We start from the raw sequence: 18,725 nt of genomic DNA on the forward strand, positions 1-18,725 counted from the left end.
TTTTGACATGTGCTAATTGCCTGTTTGTGAAGCCATGCGTTCCTCATAGAACACGGGTTGTTCAACCGGTCGCCGGTTCAGCAGCTGCGCGCGTTTTTCCTCCAGACGCTGCTGCAGCTCCGCTTTTTTGCGGGCCAAATCCTGCAATCTCTCCTCATGGAGACTCAAGCTGTGGGCATAGGTCTTGACGCGGATTTTGATGGAGCCGCTCGGTTTGTTGGCGTCGATGTCATGCAGGGCCGAGTAGGGAGTACCCGCCGTCGAAATGATCGAGTCGATCAATCCGTAGGTTGGAGCGTCATGCCCGCATTTAAAGCTGGACAAATCCAACACGGCCACATGGGGATGGCGGGCAGCGAATTTGGCCGCCCACACTTTTTGGACGCTGTTGGAACTGAAGTTTTCCGGCCATACATCGGTAACTTCCAGTGCATACTCGACACGACCGCTTTTGAGATCATCGCGGAAGAAGCGGCGCAGCCAGGCTTCATCTTTCGGGATGGAGCGCATGGAGAGAATGGGATAACCCAACACTTGAAACTCTTCCAATACCCCATGATTGAGACCCGGGTCCGAGTGATACGGCCGTCCGATCATCAGAATGGCGAGGCGGTTTTCCTTTTCTACCTGCTCCAGGATCATCCGTCCTTTTTCCTGCATTTCGGCATCGAACAGCTCCATCGCTTTCCAACCCTGATCCACGGCAAAATCGCTTTCGTCCTCCGTCATCTGCAGGTGCTCGCGAAATGCTTCGTACAGCTGCTTTTTCATCAGGTTGACTTCGGTAAAGGTGACCGCCGGATCCAGATAGGCCACTCCTTTTGTCGCGAAGAAGTCGATTTCCTTTGTGAAGGCAGCCTTGATCACATTGGGGGCGCCGGCAACGATCGGACAGCTGGCGGAATCCATCACATTTTGAAGATGGGTGGGAATATGGGTGATGCACGGGAAGAAGATGTAATCCAGCGGCTTTTGCTCATGGTGCTTGAACAGCAGGTTGTGGATATGGGCCTGTGCCACTTTGGAAGGGTAGCAAGGATCGATTGATCCGTATTTTCCCCCTTCCTGCCACATTTCCTCGCTGGTAAAATCGCTGAACACGATGTTTCGCTGATCCACCCCGAGTGTTTCGAAATACGTCCGCCAGAACGGGGCAGTAGACCAGATGTTGAGCACACGTGGGATGCCGATCCGGATCGTTTTCCGCCGTTCCGCGGCTTCTGCGGCTGACCGTTGGAACGACCGCCGGTAAGCCGTTTTTCGGACGCCGCCGAACCAACTGCGGGCAAGGCGGATGTCGTTCACCACCGTATCCGGCTCCGGCAGCGGATCCGGGTCATAGAAGTGCTGAAACATGCGGCGGGCTTCATAGTCGACCAGGTTCGGATAATGTTTTTTCAGCTCGTTTCGTTCCTTGACCAATTTGACCACGGCTTCTTTGTCTTCTACCGTCCCCTTTTCACAGCTGAAGCCGGATATGTATCGGGCCGTTTGTCCGTCCGGCGTCTGCGAATCGATAAAGGTGCGGCTGCAGTGGTTGGGGCAGAACGAGCAGCGGGTGGATTCGTCGTTGCGCGTGACATAGCGCAGGTTGATCGCCGCATCCAGACCAAGGAACGTCGAATAGCCGCGGCGTTTCACGACACGCAGCGTTTCCATGGCGGCTCCGATCGCTCCCGCTTCACCGGGATGGGGATGAACGAACACTTCCGCATCGGGAACCCTCTCCTTGATGTAATCGACCTGTGCCTTTACCGCGGCCAAGTTGTACTGCGTGCCTCCCTGCAGCACAAATTTGCGCCCCAGTTCCGCCATGCGCGGAATTTGCACCACGTATTGCCAGACGTTTTTCGGCAGCACGAGCGCCAAGCCGGCCAACAATTCTTCCTTGGAATAGCCCTCCTTCTGGAAATTAACCCGATCCGCATCCAAAAATACGGCGCACCCGTATGAAAATTTTGGTGTCAGCTCCGCCTTGAAAGCCGTTTCCGCGTACTCCTGAATCGGGATGCCAAACTGGTCGGCCATCGCCTGCAGCAGCATCCCGTTCCCGGCCGAACATTGATTGGACAGTCTGAAGTTGCGGATATCCCCGTTTTTCAGAAAAAGGACCTTGATATCCTGGCCGCCGATGTCGCAGATGACGTCAATGTCGCCGAACTGATGGACGGCGCTCATCATGTGGGCGACCGTCTCCACAATATTGACATCCGCATGCAGCGTTTTCTCCAGGACATCCGCCGCATAACCGGTAGCGCCAAACCCGATGATTTCCAGCTCGGCACCTTCGCCTTGAACCTTGTCGCGGATCCGCTTCAGCATCTCTTTCGTGTCTTCGAGCGGATTGCCTTTGGAAAGCTGGTATTCCTTCAGCAAGATGTTCCCGCCCTCATCGACCAAAACCGCTTTTGAGGAAGTGGAACCGCCGTCAAGGCCGATGACGGCTCTTACCTTGTCACCCGGCTTGAAAACAGCCGGCGTAAAGCGGGGGATGCTGTACAAACGTTTGAACCTTTCCAACTCCGTGCCGCCGACCACGAGAGGCGGACCAGCATTTTCGCCGAGTCTCGATTTGCGGCCGTGGGCGATAAATTCCTTCAAGCCTTCCAAGCCCAAGTAGCAGCCCACATCGGCAGGTTCGTGCATGCCGTACATGACGGCCCCATACGCGGCATAGTACTGGGAGTTTTCGGGTACGAAAATCAGCTCCTCAATGGGCATGTCTTTCGGATAGTCGTAACCCCGTTCCCGCCAGGTTTCAGGTATGCGCTTCCGCCAGCACTCTTGCAGGAAAGGCAAATAGGTATTCGGACCGCCGAGCAGCAGAACACGGTGTCGCAGTGTATTTCCGCGGGTGAGCACGGACAGGTTTTGCATGACAATGGCATCCGCCAGGGAACACATAATTTCTGAAGAGGGGATCCCGCTTTTGACCAGATTGACAATATCCGTCTCGGCAAATACCCCGCATTTCGCGGCCACATGGTGCAGTTTGGAATCGTCAAAGTGCAGTCGGCCGACTTCTTCAATCGGCATTCCCACTTTGATCATGCATTTGTCAATGGTGGCGCCGGTGCCGGACGCGCACTTATCATTCATGGAAGTAAGCGCCTGCTTGTCCCCGGTTTCCTTGTTTTCCTTGAAAATAATGATTTTGGCATCCTGCCCGCCCAGTTCAATGACGCTGCCCACATCGGGATGGAGGTGCTCTACCGCCATGGTGACGGCATTTACTTCCTGCACAAATTTCGCCCCGATATGTTCGGCAATGGGGCCGCTGCCGGAACCTGTCATAAATACGCGAATGTTTTCCTGTTTGACATGGGAAAACGCATTTCCGATCTCAATTAAGAATTCGAGAACCTTTTCGGCCTGCTTCGTATGGTGACGCTGATAGTCCGACCAAAGGATTTCCCGATTCCGGGGATTTACCACGGTAGCTTTAACGGTCGTCGAACCAACGTCAATACCGATAATGAATGATTCTTTCTGCTTGATGTTAATTTCCATGAAATCACTCCGTTTACAAGGGTAATCATATATATTGGTATATCCTTACTTAGCAACTTTTATAATCCGGAATGTTCTCTGGACAGTACTGGTCCGCCACATGCTTCCCCGCTGCGAAGATGAAACAAAAAAGCGTGCAGACCTTGTACCATTGGTACCTGTTCTGCACGCAGTGAGATTCATACAGCACTTTTGTTTGGTGACTAGCCGCCAAGAAGCGTCTTTGACAGCCTCAGCGCGTTTAAAACGACTTTAAAACCGTCTTCCTTTTGCGTACGGATGATTTCTGCCGCTTTTTTCTCGTCTTTGGCACGTATCGCTTCCACGATGGCCCGATGTCCTTCATTTGAACTGCGCAGTCGCGAAGGATCATGATAGAAAATCAGTTTCGAGTTTTCACTTCTCACAAATAAATTTTCAATGATTTCTGCAAGAATGGGCGAATGAGAACTGCGGTAAAGCAACCGGTGAAATTCCCGGTTGTACTTTGTATATTTCGCGATGTCATTACGCCGAATACTGTCATCCATTTTCTGAACGTAACTATCCAGTTGGTCGATTTCCTCGGGTGTCGCTGCATTTACGGCGAGACGCGTAGCGAGGGTCTCCAGTTCGACACGGATAAGGAAAATTTCTTCCAGATTCTTGATGTTTAAAGGCGCAATACGAGCGCCGCTATGGGACTTCAATTCCAGCAATCCATCGGCTGCAAGTTTTTTGATTGCTTCGCGAACGGGAATATCACTAACGCCTAACTGTCGGGAAACTTCGCGTATGACAAGGCGCTCACCCGGTTTATAGGCGCCGGTTAATATTTTTTCTTTCAAATATTCATAGACTTTATCTGATTTTGTATTCCTTTCAAAGTCACGGATGGTCATGTGCTTAAGCAGCTCCCTTACGCGTTATCAACGATTTCTTTCTTATATTCCGGAGGGCAAGATCCGGCAAATCTATATCATTTGTGTATGATATTATATATTATCTTCGCTTTTTTGTACAATTTCCATTCAAAGACAATCGATTTCGGGGTAAATCCGGCCGATGACGGTTAAAAAAAAGCACTTGAATAATTTAGACAATTCATATAATATATACCCGTAGATTAAATTATATATAATTCTATAATATATTATATCAAAAATTGGCGTGTTCAGCTTCACAACAACCAGAAAGCGAGATGGTACGATGTACACGGAACTGCTGGAAGGAGCTTATGATCTTCATGTCCACACAGGTCCCGACATTAATGACCGAAAGCTGGATGACCTTGAGATGGCAGAACGTATTCAAAAAATAGGCATGAAAGGATTCGGGATCAAATCACATTATTTCTGTACGGCTGAAAGAGCCAGATTGGTGAAAAAGCTGTATCCCGCCTTGAATCCTGTCGGCGCCATTACGCTTAACTACCCGGTTGGCGGCATTAATCCGCTGGCGGTGGAGATGGCTGCGCGTGACGGAGCCAAGATCGTTTGGATGCCGACGTTTGATGCTGCCAATGAGCTTGCCTTTTTGCTTCAAAAAAACAGCTATGGCGAACTGCCGCCGTGGGCGAAAGTGCAATTGGAACTGAATCAACAGGGGAAAACGCAGGCTGGCATTACCATTCTGAAAGACGGAAAATTGACGGATGAGATTCAGGAGGTTTTGGATATCATCGCCCACCGCGATCTAATTCTGGCGACCGGCCATCTAGGAAAACCGGAGATTTTCGCCCTGGTGAAGGAGGCAAGGGACAGGGGATTGCAAAAAGTGGTGGTTACCCATCCTACCTTTTCTTCTGTAAGCCTTACCAAAGAGGAACAAAAAGAGTTGGCGCAGCTCGGCGCCGTCATGGAGCAATGCTTTGGTGTCATCACGCCAACCTATGGCACTGATTGGGAATCTCTTTACGAGATGATCCGCTTTGTGGGGCCGGAGCATTCGATTCTCTCAAGCGACCTGGGACAAGTGAACAATCCTTACCCGGATGAAGGGTTGGAAACCTTTGTGAAAAACCTGCTGGACAACGGCTTTACCAAGGAAGAGATTCGAAAAATGGCCGTAGAAAACACAACATTTTTGGTGGAAGGTTGAGCCATTCCCGCTGTCGTTTGAAAAGCAGTCATCACGCAGATCACAGGAGGGTATAAGCATGCTTAACATCAAAGCTGCCAACTGGAATACATTACAGGAAGTGTTTGTGCGGGAAGGTGTGACACGGAAGGCTTTCAGTGGGGAGGGGGCCACGCTGGCCCTGCATGTGCTGCAGCCCGGGCATGAACCCAAGCCGCATAGCCATGCATACGAGCAAATTGTATATATTCTGAGCGGCAAGGTAAACTTCCATGTTGCCGATCAAACCGTTCTCCTGGAAGCGGGCGGCCTTCTTGTAGTTCCGCCAAATGTGGAGCATTACGCGGAAGTAATCGGGGACGAGCCCGTATACAACCTCGATATCTTTACGCCGAAACGAGCTGAATATGATGCGTAACATGGAGAATCGGACATTGAAGAAGCGCTTGGAGACGCCGCAATTGGGGACGTTCGTCAAGATCAATTCTCCGGAAATCATCGAGATGCTGGGCATGGCGGGATTTGATTTCATCATTATCGATATGGAGCATACCGCATTGCAATTCTCCCAGGTCGAACAAATGGTGCGTGTGGCTGAACTGCACGGGATGAACAGCATTGTGCGCATTCCGGAAGCAAGCAGAAGCGCCATTCTGCGCGCACTGGATATGGGGTCAGCAGGCATACAGGTCCCGCAAATCAGCGGGGCTGATGATGTTCGGGATGTGGTGGACAAGGCGAAGTATCCACCCCAAGGATCAAGAGGCGTCACCTATGCGCACCGCGCAGCCCGGTTTGGCTTTACCCCCGGGAATTATCTCCGGGAAGCGAATGAGCGAAGCACCATCGTCATTCATATCGAAACTGCAAGCGCTTTCGAACAAGTCGAGGAGATTTGTCAGGTTGCAGGGCTGGATGTTGTCTTTATCGGACCTGTTGACCTCAGCATCTCTTTGGGGACGAATGCGGACTTTATCAACGGGGAACTGGCCGGTCCTGTCCGGCACATTCTCGATGTCTGCCGCCGGCACGGCAAAAAAACAGGCATCGCCGTGTCGAATGAGGAGCAGTACCGATTTGCCGTGCAGCATCAGATTCCCTACATTGTCTGGTCGTCAGATGTCGCGATGTTTAAGCAATCGGCGGAAGAAGTCGTCAAGAAAACAGCATTGCTTCAAAATCGATAGGATTTCATGCATCGCATGAGTCGAATGTCAAGGGAGGATTGCACATGGGGAAGGTTGTTTCAAACAATGTGATTGCTGCCAACGGCTTGCAGGGCAGCCAGCTAAGCGGGGAGGGCAAAAAAACGCTCTTGGCGGCATTTTTTGGATTTACGGTTGATATGATTGACGTGTACTTGCCGATCATTGCGTTGGCCCCTGCGATGGCATATTTTCAGCCGGCTGATCTGCCGCCTACCGTTTCAACGACGCTATATTTTGTCGTCTTTGTCCTGTCACTGATCGGACGACCCGTCGGCTCTGTTATTTTTGGCTATTTTGGGGACAAGATCGGGAGACGCAAAACCACCTTAATCTCGATTTTGGGAATCGCCATTTCCACCTTGTTGATTGCGCTCCTGCCCGGATATGCGGCGTGGGGGCTTGGCGGTATCATCACCATGGCTGTTCTCCGCTTGTTGGCCGGGATATTTATGGGGGGCGAATACACCTCCGCCAATCCCCTGGCGATGGAATATTCTCCGAAAGAGAAAAGGGGCATGTATGGCGGATTTATCAACGCGGGTTTTCCCGCAGGAACCATCATTGTGTCGATTGTGACCATGGCTACCTTGAAGCTTTTCCCGGCAGGGGATGCCAACTCCGCTTATGCGGTATGGGGTTGGCGAGTTCCCTTTGTGTTCGGTGCTGCGCTGTCCTTTGCCCTGTTCCTGTACTCCTACTACAAGGTGCCGGAATCGGAAGTGTGGAAAGAGGCCAAAAAGGCAGAGAATCCACTGAAAGATTTGTTCAGCAAACAAAATCTTGCGCATCTTGGACAGGTTTTTCTCGTCATGAGCGGCGTCTGGTTTGTGACGAATGCGATTATTTCCTCCCTTCCCGGCATGCTGAAAATGTTAAAGGTGGACAGTATGGTCTCTACCAATGCCCAGCTTGTAACTAACATCATCATGTTCGTACTCTTCATACTTGCGGGCGCGATCAGCCAGAAAATCGGGAGAAAAGCGGTTCTCATCATCTTTGGCGTATTAGGCTTTACCGTATCGCCTGTGCTCTTTTACTATCTTTTGAGCAGTGGCTATCAAGATACCTTAACGTTAACCGTTCTCGTAGTGCTTGTGAATTCGCTTGTCATTCCCGTGTTTGGGGTTTTGACTTCCTATATCACAGAGCGTTTCCATACAGGTGTTCGAGCATCCGGATACGGAGTTGGCTACAGCCTTGCTTTAATTATTCCGGCGCTTACTCCATTTTTCATGCTTGGTTTACAAAACTTTATGCCGTATGTGTACACGCCGATTGTAATTCTCGTGATAGGTGGTTTATGTATTACCATAGGAGCAATGCTTGGACCTGAAACGAAAGATGTTGATTTTTAAAAGGCACGCTGCCCTTTTTTTCGACATCAAGTGGGTGTGGAACAGCCCGGGTCCCACAAGCAGCAGGCCGCTAGCCAAGAGAACCTTGTCTACGCATGCTACATCCTTTCACACAAAGAAAATGTACTTGCGTGGGTAACGCCTGCGGAAACTATTATTCTTCATGATTTTCTCGATTTGATGTGTCAATGTTGCTGATTGATTTGTCAATGTTGCTGATTGATGTGTCAATGTTGCTGATAGATCTCCGGTCCTTGTTTCGGTTCTCTGTTTTACAGATTTTCTTGATATTCTCTAAGCCATCTTTCAGTTGTCGTAATTGCTGCTGAATTTGTTCAAACTGCTTATCTTCCTGATTCTGCGGGGGACACTTTTCCACAGTGATTGGTACAGTGAGTGACGGCCTCGTGTTTTTACCTAATCTGGTTGTTTTATCGACTGCCAGAATGAAAAAACCAATTGCTATGATCCACAACGCAATAACTGCTACATCATCATCTTTAGATGACATAGGAATCCCCTTCTTCGCATTAATGATTGTCAGGTCCAATGACTAGTTTTTTTGTTTTACATGTTGTTCAAGCTCTTTGAGATCCTGTTGCATTTGTAAAAGTTGAAACTGTATCTGCTGCTTTTGAATTTGTTTTTTTTGAATATGCAATTGTTTTTGTAGATCATTCAATTGTCCCTGCATGTTATTCGCAGGAGCAGGAGCAGAATCGGTCTGTTCTGCTGAGACTGTGGTTCCTATGGCTGACATGAGATCTGCCAATACCGTCAACCAAACAGCAACATTTATTAGGTTTTTCCCGACATCGTTGTTACCCATGTGATACACCCCGGACGTTGAAAAGTTGATAAAAAATGGGAGCAGCTTTTGTATCATATTCGAAAGCCCATAAATGGTGAAATGGGATCGGGTTAAACCAAAAAGATAATGAAAGTTGGCCAAAATTCGTTATAAAGTAAAAAAAGGATAGTTTTTGATGAAAGCAGGGGACATGGATGCAATCACATCTTATTTTTAACACCGTGATCGGCCGGCAAAAGCCGGAAAACATCGTGAATCGAAGCACGTCCTGCCCGTTTTGCGACCGGAACCAATTGGAAGGCATCATGGAAGAACGCGGCCCGATGATTCTATTGCTAAACAAGTTCCCGGTGCTGGAAGAGAGACATTTCCCACCGTGCTGATCGAAACGGATGAGTGTGATGGTGAGCTATCGACCTATGCGAAGGAGCATTGCATGAACTGATCAGGTTTGGTGTGGAGAAATGGCTGGAAATGGAAGGGAGCGGTGAATATCGCTCCGTACTCTTTTTCAAAAACCATGGTCCGCTTTCCGGGGGAACGATCCTCAGGTTTCCAACAACCTGGATGAAGTGGTTCGCGACATTCAGGAAAAATATCTCGTTATCAAGCAAGATGGAAACAGAAAATAGGCCACCCAAAATTTTGGGCAGCCGTCTTGGACATCATTATACGTGAGCAGGTTCGGGTGTTTGTACATGTAGTGGCGGCGGAACCAGCCAGCCCTTCTCCTTGTTGATTCGCAACAGTCTCGCACCGTATTGGGCTTTTGTGATATGAAATTGACCAAACATCATCCCGATATCTTCACGAATTGACTGTCCCATGATCTGACTGCAAGATACTAATCCAGCAGCCATATCTAACGTTACGCGAGCAGCAATTTCCGGATCATTGAACCTTGCCCCAACAGGGATGCTTTCCAACGCTGCCGTCGGACGTTCCGGCGGAGAGGGGGGCAGCCCAATGCCGTTGGTTTTCAGTAAATTTTCAATCTGCTCAATTTCCTGTTTCATGCTTTGCGTCAAGTCCTCCAGGAATGTCCGCAAATCCTTGTCGCCAGTGTGGTTAATAAACGTTTGATATTCTGCGAGCAATCCTTTCGATACTGTAAGGTAACTCCAAACCCCAAAGACTTCACCGTAATGCATTGGCTCGTTTTGTGGATTTCCGCTTAAAATTCCCATAACCGTCCTCCCGGTATTGATAAGAGTTGTAAGATCCATTTGGGTTCTCCTAACCTTAAAGATTTGGCCCAAATATATCTTCTGCAGGGAGTTCGAAAATTTATGATGGGAATTTTATACATAGCGGGACTCGCGCATGAAAATGAGAAAAAGACACCAATAGATGAATGTCCTATAAGTTGGTCGTCTCGACGTATCGACCAATCTGGAACTGCAAATCGCATCACATACACACGGCACTGTTGCCAAGTTGGACATCATACTTTGTCTTACCTTTGATTCACGGGCCGGTTTATATTGTAAAGATTGTGTTGCGAGCTTTTTTTTCGCAGCGATTTGTATAAGAAACGTATTCAGAGGAGAAATTATTGTCAATACGAAGTAAGGGGGTTCATACATGCTGAAAAAGATAAACACAATAGTTCTCGTGTTGGTATTGGTTTTCTCAATGGGGTTAACGGTTTATGCTGAAACAGGTGGTGCTGGGGTGGGAGGAGCTGGAACTACAGGTACCTCTGGAGGAATAACAGGTAATCTAGGTTACAGAACTACCGCCACTAATCGTACAGATTGGGGTTGGGTAGGTTTGCTCGGCCTCGCTGGTCTCGCAGGGTTAATGGGGAGAAATAGGAATCAAAATCCAAATTCACGGTAAAAGATGTTAAACCCGCCTCCACTAAGTTCGGAGGCGGGTTGTTTACTTCTACCCTTGTTATGGAGCCCATTGTTGATTCGCTCGAAACTTTGGACAACTCATGATTCGTCAAAGTGGTAATGCTATTCGTAATCACAGTCCTTTCATTTTTGACACCTGGGAATGTGCGCGGATAACAATTGAGAAAAAATGGAGGGATGTGGATTGATGTATGTACAACAACTCGGGTATTTCTTGTTGGTCGTACTGATGGCTGCCATTTCGTTTTTTCCGTCGGGTGTTACGCTGGCAAAAGAAAAACCATTAGATGTGCAATTGGTTAGTCATCAGGAGCATGTTGGCAGCGGCGGCACACTTTCTTTTCATATTCTCTATCACAACGTGACAAACAAAAACATTTCGCAGGAATGGCTCAAAGTGAAAGTTCCCAATGGGCTTGATGTGAAGGGTGTGACAGGCGCCGAGTGGAATGTGAAAGAACGGCTTCTTCAATGGAAAGTATCTAATGTGAAAGCAAAGAGCGCAGGGGTGATACACTTCAATTTAAAGGTGAAGGATAACGTAAAAGCAGATACCGTATTTGAACTTTTTTGCGATTACGGGTATGACGGCAATGTAAAAGATATAACCAACAAAGTGTATGTCCGAGTAGGCAAGGAAATCCATCAACCTTTTTTTGTCGGATATCCGGATGGTAAATTTCATCCCCGGTCCTATCTAACACGTGCGGAAACCGCAGCCATTATTGCCCGCATCAAAAATTTAAAAGGATCCACCTCGAAACAGCTTTATCAAGATGTACCCTCCGATCACTGGGCCTACCGATACATCTCCCAAGTCACGAATGCCGGATATATGAACGGAAACAATCGATTTTTCCATCCGGATGACCCCATATCGCGTGCGGAATTGGTAACACTGGTGTTGAGATTAAGAGGCGTCCGGCCCGTACCATTGGAAGGTTTTACAGATACCACGAAACATTGGGCAGGAAATTTTATTGCCACCGCGAAAAAGTTAGATTTCATCGACGGAATCAATGATAAAAAGTTTCTTCCGAACGGCTATACAGAACGCCAGACAGCAGCCAAATTAATCAGCGTTGCCCTCTACCGGGGTCCTTTGGTGGATGGAGAGAGGAAAGTGGTGCAGCATTTTCCGGATGTGCCTCGATCCCATTGGTCGTTCGGGTGGGTTGAGGAAGCATCCATGGTTGCCCATGAATCCATTCGGAAAGGAATGGGCGAAGAACATCTCATCCGCTATCTTCCCGATCAAACCGAGCCTTTTTAATCATACCTGGCACCCATTTTTCGAGGGGATTTGCTGGTTGTAGACAGGAGTGGGACCGGCGTCAAAAGTCAACTCGATCCTCGAAAGGGAAATGCGAAAACGTATCATGGGGGAACACTCGCAGGCGCTTCAGACTGTAGCGCCCCTGAGCATACTCAGTCAGTCGGTTTTTTGTAGTAAAAGCTGCTTGGTACCCCATTGCCGAGAGAACAGGAAACCATTTTTTTGTGTATTTTCCGTAGGGATAGGCAAACATGCAAACTTTTTTGTGCAAGCGCGTTTCTAACACCCGTTTGGATTCCGCCAACTCATAATAAAACTGTTTTCTTGTGAGGTGGCGCACATCCGGATGGGTAACCGTATGGGATTCCACATCCACCAGTCCACTGCGTTCCATGATTTCCAGTTGACCCCAATTCAGGTAACGGGGTTTCCCGATACTTCCCGTAATGACGAACAGAGTGGCTTTCGCCTTGTATTTTTTCAGGATGGGAAAGGCATGCGTATAGTTGTCTTGGTAACCGTCGTCAAAAGTGAGCACAACAGGGCGAGAAGGCAGCTTCATTCCCGTGTCCCAAGCCCGAAATAAGTCGCGTGCGGTTATGGGGGTAAATCCGTGTTTCAACAAGTTGCGGAGTTGTATTTCAAACTGTTTCGGGCTCACGCAAAGAGGACTTTTTTCAAATGAGATGGAGTGGTACATCAATACGGGAACAGGTTCCGATCGGTTAAGTTGAATGGCGGTTTGCATGAGATCATGATTGGCGTAGGAAAACCTTGTTTCAAGAGTTTTCTGAGAGAGATGCGCGATTGGAAAAATGAGCCAAACGCCTGCCAAGAGAGAGCACACGTATGTGCCAAGATGTTTGATCATCGTTACACCACCTCCCCCAAATTGTTGGTCAATAAGGCGAAAAAAACAGTTGAAATCAATGCCATTTTTTCGATCGCTTGAGCATGATAAGCAGCTCGTTGCGAACCTCATTATCTGAATAACTGCCATACAGCCACGCCGTCCCTGCTGAAGCAGAGGCGGTTTTTACTTTTGCGGTGACCGGTTATGCAAGATTTCCTAATCATACAAACCAAGAGAAGGGGAAACGCTACAGGTACGTAAATCGCCGTCGGGAGGTTATTGACTTGCGTACCATCCTTTTGGTTTTGTCCCTGTTCTTTTTGTTCACCGGCTGCACCCAGCAGTCCGGTCCACAAACAAAAACAAAGTCTGCTGCAGAAGATCCCCAATGTATACCGACACCGGTCCGCCACTTTGATTCGGAACAGAAAGCGAAAGCGATTGCAGAACGTGTAGGCGGCATTGACAGAGCTGTTGCCGTGCAGATCGACAATGAATTGGACGTCGCCATCCAGGTGAGCAACTTTAATCGCCTTCGCCTGGAATCAATCCGAAAAGACGTAGCAAAAAAATTAAAATCGGCGTTTCCGAAAACCAATATTCATGTTACATCCGATAAGAAGTTAATCGATGAGCTGCAAAAACTGAGCGAAACCCCCTGGAGCACCAAAAAAGAAGAAGCGTGCAAACAAAAGAAAAAGATCAAGAAAATTGAACAGCAGATGAAAGGATAGGACTGAAAAAAGCTAGGATACAACGAATCACCCCCGGTGAACCGGGGGTTAAACCGTTTTGGACACACCACAAACCAATAAGGAGGAAACTGTTGTGAAAGTTGTGGCTCCTCTGCTGCTGGCCGTGATGTGGACATTCCCGTCACAGGAAGTCGGCGATTCTGCCAAAGCGGAACTGGCGTACCGAAACAACTGCATGATTTGTCACGGACCGGCTTTGGAGGGAGGATTCGGCCCCGCACTTTCCCATGTCGGTTCCCGAAAAACAAAAGCGCAGATCGTCCGGCAAATCCAAAACGGAGGGGTACTCATGCCGGCATTTCGCACCCAATTGGACGCCGGGACCATTCAGGTACTCGCTGAATGGCTGTTTGCGAAAAAGTGAGGGAAACCCTTCAAGGACGCCGTACATATTCTGGGGAAAGATAGGCTGCTGCCACCATGGAGAGAGGGATGGACATGAATGAAACAAAAGAACAGCCGCTTCCCGTTTCATTTGAAGAATGGGAGTCTCGGGCGAGGGGGGTGTTGGCGAAAGGGCCGTTCGACTATATTGCTGGTGGTGCAGGCGCTGAGGAGACCATCCGGAGGAACAGGGAAGCGTTTCGAAGCTGGCGGATTCAGCCTTTTATGCTGCGGGACGTTTCGACACGGGATGCGCGGGTGACCTTGTTCGGCCAGACATTTCCCGCCCCCATTCTGCTTGCTCCCCTCAGCATACAGGGAATTGCCCATCCCCAGGGAGAACTGGCTTCGGCCCGGGCTGCTGCGGCGCTGGGCGTGCCGTTTACAATCAGTACCGTTTCTTCCAGGCCGCTCGAAGAAGTTGCCGCTGCAATGGGCAGGGCCCCGCGCTGGTTTCAGTTTTTTTGGCCCAATGCCCCTGACGTGGCGGCAAGCCTGCTTCGTCGGGCGGAAGCGGCAGGTTACTCCGCTGTTGTCGTCACCCTTGACTTGCCCGTATACGGCTGGCGGGAAAGGGACGTGCGAAATGCCTATAATCCTTTTCTGAAAGGGGAGGGGATCGCCAATTTTGTGACAGACCCGGTTTTCCGTTCGAAGCTGAAAAAACCGCCGGAGGAGGATTGGAATGCGGCGATCGCTTTGTTCGGGAGCATGTTTTTCCATCCCGGACTTACATGGCGAGACCTTCCATTTTTGCGGCGTCATACCAGGCTGCCGTTCCTGCTCAAAGGGATTCTCCAACCCCGTGATGCGGAACTGGCCGTGCAACACGGCGCAGACGGCATCATTGTCTCGAATCACGGGGGCAGGCAAGTGGATGGCGAAGTGGCTGCTTTAGACGTACTCCCCGATATCATTGACATCGTTCGAGGACGGATTCCCGTGCTGATGGACAGCGGCGTTCGCGGTGGAGCGGATGTGATCAAGGCGATCGCGCTGGGCGCAACGGCCGTCCTGATCGGCCGGCCTTACATCTATGGATTGGCTGTGGCAGGTGAGGAGGGAGTTCGGCGGGTTATCGAAAATTTGCTGACCGATCTTCATCTGACGATGGCAAACTGCGGGATCAGGTCGTTGGCGGAATTGAATCGTTCCCTCCTGACCAGGCGGTAAGGCAGGTACCCCTTTGGGTGCACGCACATATGCTGTGGCGAAAGCTGATTCCGGAGGGAAGGTTTTGAGCGATCTAACATGGAAGCAAACAGCGGTGTTCGAGCATCAATTTTGGCTGCAAATTTTGGGGGATCACGCCCGCTTCATATTCAACGCTTTACCACGCCAAGCGGCAGCGGAGAGTGAACGCGCGCTCTGTTTTATTGCCGCATACGACCGCCTGTTGACGCAATCTCACGAAGAGTTGAGCGATGAACAATTGAAGGGATTGCATCAGCAGGCGAACGCTTTGACGCAGGAGTTTCGAAACTTCAAACTTCTGCTGATTCGGCAAGGGCTGATGGGGAAGGCGTACTTCCCGCTTACCTTTCTCAATCACATGGTGAACGAAGCGGATGAATATCTGGGGATACTGTCTTGGTTGTTGGCTGACAAAGCCCCGCCGCTTCAGCATCCGATCCACCATCATCTGCTGTGGCTGTCCGATGCAGCCGCGCATGCATCCGGGCTCGCTCGTTCGGTGGATCTGGTGGAAAAGCGGCTGCTGGAACAAAGTATGGATTTTATCAAGATCTTTGAAGCATTGTACCTGAAAGCGATTGAAATCGCTGGCTACATGCGCTCCCATCTGCACGAGTTTCCCGCCTTGACGCGGTTTAACCATGAGGCCGAATGGGAGATTCTGCTGTTTGCCAAGTTTCTGGAAGAATTGGAAGAGCTCAGCATGCGTGCACAGATGATCGGTACGCTGTCACCTCTCATTCCTGACCACATGGCAAGAGAAGAGTGCTACTACCTGACGAAGCTGTCGGAAGTAACGAACGTTCAACAACCGTTGTGCAGTCCGGTCAGGCCCCGTCCCCAAGCATAGCCGCATTTCTCGCGGGGGAGTATTTTTCAAAGAAAAGGAATAATTTTGGTCCAAAACATAACAATATACCTGGTACTTCATTCACAGATAAGGGAGAAAGGATCATGAGAAGCGCCAAATGGATCATATTCCTTTTTGCTGCCATCGTATTCTTGGCCAGTCTCGGCATCACTGACGCAAAGCAAAGGGAGGCTGGCGTGAAAAGCGGCAGTTTCCGCGGAATTGCCCAAAATGAACAACATGCTGGTGAAAACGAACCCGCTTACGACCTTTGGGGACGAACCATCACGCAAAAAGAAGCGGAAGAGCTAAGGAAAACAGCGAAAGGGCGAGCCCTGCTGTCGCCGCAAAACGGCGCGGTAATGATTGACCGGAAGCTGGTTGATTTGGGAAAAAAGGCGTTCTATGAAGAAACCTTCGGCAACGAAGTGTTTATCACCGACATCATGGGCGCCTTCAACGGCCCCATAACGCTGTCCAACGTGAAAAAAGCAATTGAGGAATTAAAAGGCGAGGGTACATCAAACCTGCAGGTGGAACTCGCCAAAACCGTTACCATAGGCGGAAAAACATTCAAAAAAGGAACCAAAGTGGACACGGGATTGGATGTTCCCAAAGGGTGGAATCAAATCCTCGGCATGCCGCTCAAGTATTCGGAAGGAACATGGAAAGCCGGGATTACCTGTGCGGCTTGCCATGCCACGGTGGACCGCGACACGAAACAGATTATAGAGGGTGCGCCGAACGCAGACATTAACGCAGGCTTGTTCCTGGCCATGGCAACCAACTCGGCCGCCTACTTTACACATACGGATATTGAATCGCTGAAGAAGTACATGAAAAATCTGGATCGAACGGTCGAAACCAGCGAGGGAAAAAGGGAGGCTCTCCCTGATCCCGAAACGCTGGAAAATGCCGTTGACGCAAACGCGCTGAAATGGCCCAAAGGCAATTTTGATTCCACCATTGACATGCAAAGCAATCCGGCGCAAATTCCCGATTCATTTACGCTCGGGGATTTTCCGTACGGTTGGAGCGGACATGCCATGGCCGGCCCCTTTAAAGGGTTAAGCACCTTCAACAACAACGTACACGCGCAAAATTCCGATTCCCTTACCCAGTCCGAAGTAAGCCGCGAATTGTTCGGCATCGATAAAGAGGTGTATATCGGAACGATCCTGCAGAATGCGGCCAACCCCAAATACCGTTATGCGCCGGGAAAAGGGATGAAGCCATCGGAGTTCTTCGCCAGCGTGGACCCGACGCCGGGGACGCCCGGTGTAAACCAAGTCATCTTGCCGCCTTCCTTCCCGAAATCAACGTTAATCGCTCCGGATGGGCTGATCGTCAGTTCGCCCGGAACCAAGGTGAACGAGCAAAACAATGCGATGTCCGTCTGGCAGAACCGGCTCGTGCCGCCTGCCCCGCCGATTGCGGCCGATGCGGCGACATTGGAAATGGGGAGGGACGTATTCCAACGGGCCTCGTGTATCAAGTGTCACGCCGGCGATTTTTACACGAACAATCGCATCGTTCCGGCCCCTGTCATCGGTACGGATCCGTCCCGAGCGAAAGCGCTGAAAAGAACGGAAAAAATCTGGGGAGAAGCGGTCATTTACCCGCCGGACACGCCGGTGCCCGTGCCGCCAAACGCCAAAGTCTTGAAGGTTCCGACAGCAATGCTTGATCCCGAACAAATTAGATTGGCCTTTGCCAAAGGGGATTCTCCCGGGGGATACAAAACGCCCAGCCTGATCGGACTGTACTGGACGGCTCCTTACCTGCATGACGGCGGGGTAGCGGTGGGACCTGACGCGAAGAAGCAGCTTGGTTTCCCCGGCACCCTGGACAAAGGCATCCAGCCTGATCCGGCAAACAGCTTGCGGGCGCTTGTGGACAGGCAGCTTCGGGAGCAAGTGGTTGCCGCGAACCGATCAGCCAAGTTGCAGCAGGTCCATGTGGAGGGCATCGGCCATGAGTACTGGGTAGACGCCGCCGCTGGATTTTCCCGACAAGAACAAGAGGCGCTAATCAAGTACCTGCTTCTGCTTAAGGCAAAACCATGAAACGCGATAGGGGGCAGCGAGAGTGTCCAGAAACGGGCACTCTCTTTCTGTCTGTTGGCGATGCGCCCGTGGTGACGTGCGAACGTTTACATGCGGCTTAATGCTCGCAAAACCACGTAGGTGAAGCAGGCAAATGCGCCCAGCAGCAACATTCCCATGATCTTCCATGCTGTTTTTCGCGTGATGAAACCAATGACCAAAAACAGAATGGCCAAGATGAACAACAACAATACAATACTTGAAATCGGCATTGCAGTCCTCCTGAAACATACAGCATACCCAGATTATACATGCAGGGCAGACGAAATTTTAACACAAGATTTCATGAGGATGATCGGAGACCGGTTTGTAATAGACGCGGCATGTCGGTATCTGTCGAATCATCTTCCTTGATGGCAAAAGTCCTGGTGCTCTATTCTGAAAGAAACGCATGTACCTTGGACTTGTCATCCTTGTCACTCGAAATAACGCCAGGGCTGCCAAGGCGTAAACAGAAGCGGAATTCACGGCAGGATTTAATGGGGATACTATTTCTACGAGGAG

Annotated in this window: 18 protein-coding genes and 1 pseudogene; 12 read left to right on the forward strand and 7 right to left on the reverse strand. The window is 49.9% G+C overall.

The annotated features are described in order from the left end of the window. Positions 1-12 precede the first annotated feature (12 nt). The gene (locus G3578_RS02135; RefSeq protein WP_206529405.1) at positions 13-3,510 is read right to left on the reverse strand and encodes a BadF/BadG/BcrA/BcrD ATPase family protein; all 3,498 of its coding nucleotides are present in this window, start codon (positions 3,508-3,510) and stop codon (positions 13-15) included. 203 nt (positions 3,511-3,713) lie between these two features. Further along, positions 3,714-4,391 carry a GntR family transcriptional regulator gene (locus tag G3578_RS02140; RefSeq protein ID WP_165208138.1) on the reverse strand — a complete coding sequence of 226 codons (678 nt, stop codon included), beginning with the start codon at positions 4,389-4,391 and terminating at the stop codon, positions 3,714-3,716. Positions 4,392-4,698: 307 nt separating this feature from the next. On the opposite strand from G3578_RS02140, the gene G3578_RS02145 reads away from it, so the two are divergent. From G3578_RS02145 to G3578_RS02160, 4 genes are read left to right on the forward strand one after another with little or no spacing between them, the layout of a single operon-like run. Beyond that, on the forward strand, positions 4,699-5,589 hold the full coding sequence (locus G3578_RS02145) for a DUF6282 family protein (RefSeq protein ID WP_165208140.1): 891 nt from the start codon (positions 4,699-4,701) through the stop codon (positions 5,587-5,589). A gap of 58 nt (positions 5,590-5,647) precedes the next feature. Then, a complete protein-coding gene (locus G3578_RS02150) occupies positions 5,648-5,986 on the forward strand; it encodes a cupin domain-containing protein (RefSeq protein WP_165208142.1) in 339 nt (112 codons plus the stop codon). Between the two features lie 16 nt (positions 5,987-6,002). After that, entirely contained in the window at positions 6,003-6,755 is a 753-nt protein-coding gene (locus tag G3578_RS02155; RefSeq protein ID WP_165208144.1) for an HpcH/HpaI aldolase family protein, read from the forward strand. 44 nt (positions 6,756-6,799) lie between these two features. Next, on the forward strand, positions 6,800-8,131 hold the full coding sequence (locus tag G3578_RS02160) for an MFS transporter (protein WP_165208146.1): 1,332 nt from the start codon (positions 6,800-6,802) through the stop codon (positions 8,129-8,131). 154 nt (positions 8,132-8,285) lie between these two features. Here the strand turns inward: G3578_RS02160 and G3578_RS02165 are convergent, their stop codons facing one another. Both G3578_RS02165 and G3578_RS02170 read right to left on the reverse strand, forming a co-directional pair. Beyond that, positions 8,286-8,642 carry a hypothetical protein gene (locus G3578_RS02165; protein ID WP_206529406.1) on the reverse strand — a complete coding sequence of 119 codons (357 nt, stop codon included), beginning with the start codon at positions 8,640-8,642 and terminating at the stop codon, positions 8,286-8,288. A gap of 42 nt (positions 8,643-8,684) precedes the next feature. After that, positions 8,685-8,960, reverse strand: a complete 276-nt coding sequence (locus G3578_RS02170) for a hypothetical protein (protein WP_165208148.1) — start codon at positions 8,958-8,960, stop codon at positions 8,685-8,687. Positions 8,961-9,136: 176 nt separating this feature from the next. Here G3578_RS02170 and G3578_RS02175 point away from each other — a divergent pair. Further along, positions 9,137-9,488 (forward strand): annotated as a pseudogene (locus G3578_RS02175) (DUF4931 domain-containing protein); the annotation flags it as partial. 122 nt (positions 9,489-9,610) lie between these two features. Here the strand turns inward: G3578_RS02175 and G3578_RS02180 are convergent. Further along, on the reverse strand, positions 9,611-10,168 hold the full coding sequence (locus tag G3578_RS02180) for a DUF3231 family protein (RefSeq protein WP_165208150.1): 558 nt from the start codon (positions 10,166-10,168) through the stop codon (positions 9,611-9,613). A gap of 358 nt (positions 10,169-10,526) precedes the next feature. On the opposite strand from G3578_RS02180, the gene G3578_RS02185 reads away from it, so the two are divergent. Both G3578_RS02185 and G3578_RS02190 read left to right on the forward strand, forming a co-directional pair. Next, positions 10,527-10,784, forward strand: a complete 258-nt coding sequence (locus tag G3578_RS02185; protein WP_165208152.1) for a WGxxGxxG family protein — start codon at positions 10,527-10,529, stop codon at positions 10,782-10,784. A 207-nt stretch (positions 10,785-10,991) separates the two neighbouring features. Continuing rightward, positions 10,992-12,077, forward strand: coding sequence for an S-layer homology domain-containing protein (locus tag G3578_RS02190; RefSeq protein WP_165208154.1), 1,086 nt, complete (start codon positions 10,992-10,994; stop codon positions 12,075-12,077). 61 nt (positions 12,078-12,138) lie between these two features. Here G3578_RS02190 and G3578_RS02195 read toward each other — a convergent pair whose 3' ends face one another. Next, positions 12,139-12,951: a polysaccharide deacetylase family protein gene (locus tag G3578_RS02195; protein WP_165208156.1), complete on the reverse strand. Its 813-nt coding sequence runs from the start codon at positions 12,949-12,951 to the stop codon at positions 12,139-12,141. Positions 12,952-13,217: 266 nt separating this feature from the next. On the opposite strand from G3578_RS02195, the gene G3578_RS02200 reads away from it, so the two are divergent. The 5 genes from G3578_RS02200 to G3578_RS02220 all read left to right on the forward strand — a co-directional run bounded on the left by G3578_RS02200 (position 13,218) and on the right by G3578_RS02220 (position 18,182). Continuing rightward, complete coding sequence (locus G3578_RS02200; RefSeq protein WP_165208158.1) at positions 13,218-13,667, forward strand: YhcN/YlaJ family sporulation lipoprotein; 450 nt, start codon at positions 13,218-13,220, stop codon at positions 13,665-13,667. Between the two features lie 94 nt (positions 13,668-13,761). After that, entirely contained in the window at positions 13,762-14,052 is a 291-nt protein-coding gene (locus G3578_RS20825; protein WP_165208160.1) for a c-type cytochrome, read from the forward strand. A 74-nt stretch (positions 14,053-14,126) separates the two neighbouring features. Beyond that, positions 14,127-15,245, forward strand: a complete 1,119-nt coding sequence (locus G3578_RS02210; protein ID WP_241254401.1) for an alpha-hydroxy-acid oxidizing protein — start codon at positions 14,127-14,129, stop codon at positions 15,243-15,245. A gap of 64 nt (positions 15,246-15,309) precedes the next feature. Further along, positions 15,310-16,116, forward strand: coding sequence for a DUF2935 domain-containing protein (locus G3578_RS02215; RefSeq protein ID WP_165208164.1), 807 nt, complete (start codon positions 15,310-15,312; stop codon positions 16,114-16,116). Between the two features lie 104 nt (positions 16,117-16,220). Next, the gene (locus G3578_RS02220) at positions 16,221-18,182 is read left to right on the forward strand and encodes an electron transport protein (protein WP_165208166.1); all 1,962 of its coding nucleotides are present in this window, start codon (positions 16,221-16,223) and stop codon (positions 18,180-18,182) included. A gap of 86 nt (positions 18,183-18,268) precedes the next feature. On the opposite strand, the gene G3578_RS02225 is transcribed toward G3578_RS02220, so the two are convergent. Further along, a complete protein-coding gene (locus G3578_RS02225; RefSeq protein ID WP_165208168.1) occupies positions 18,269-18,433 on the reverse strand; it encodes a hypothetical protein in 165 nt (54 codons plus the stop codon). Between the last annotated feature and the right edge of the window lie 292 nt (positions 18,434-18,725).

It is taken from the genome of Brevibacillus sp. SYP-B805, from assembly GCF_011059135.1.
Lineage (GTDB): Bacteria > Bacillota > Bacilli > Brevibacillales > Brevibacillaceae > Brevibacillus_F.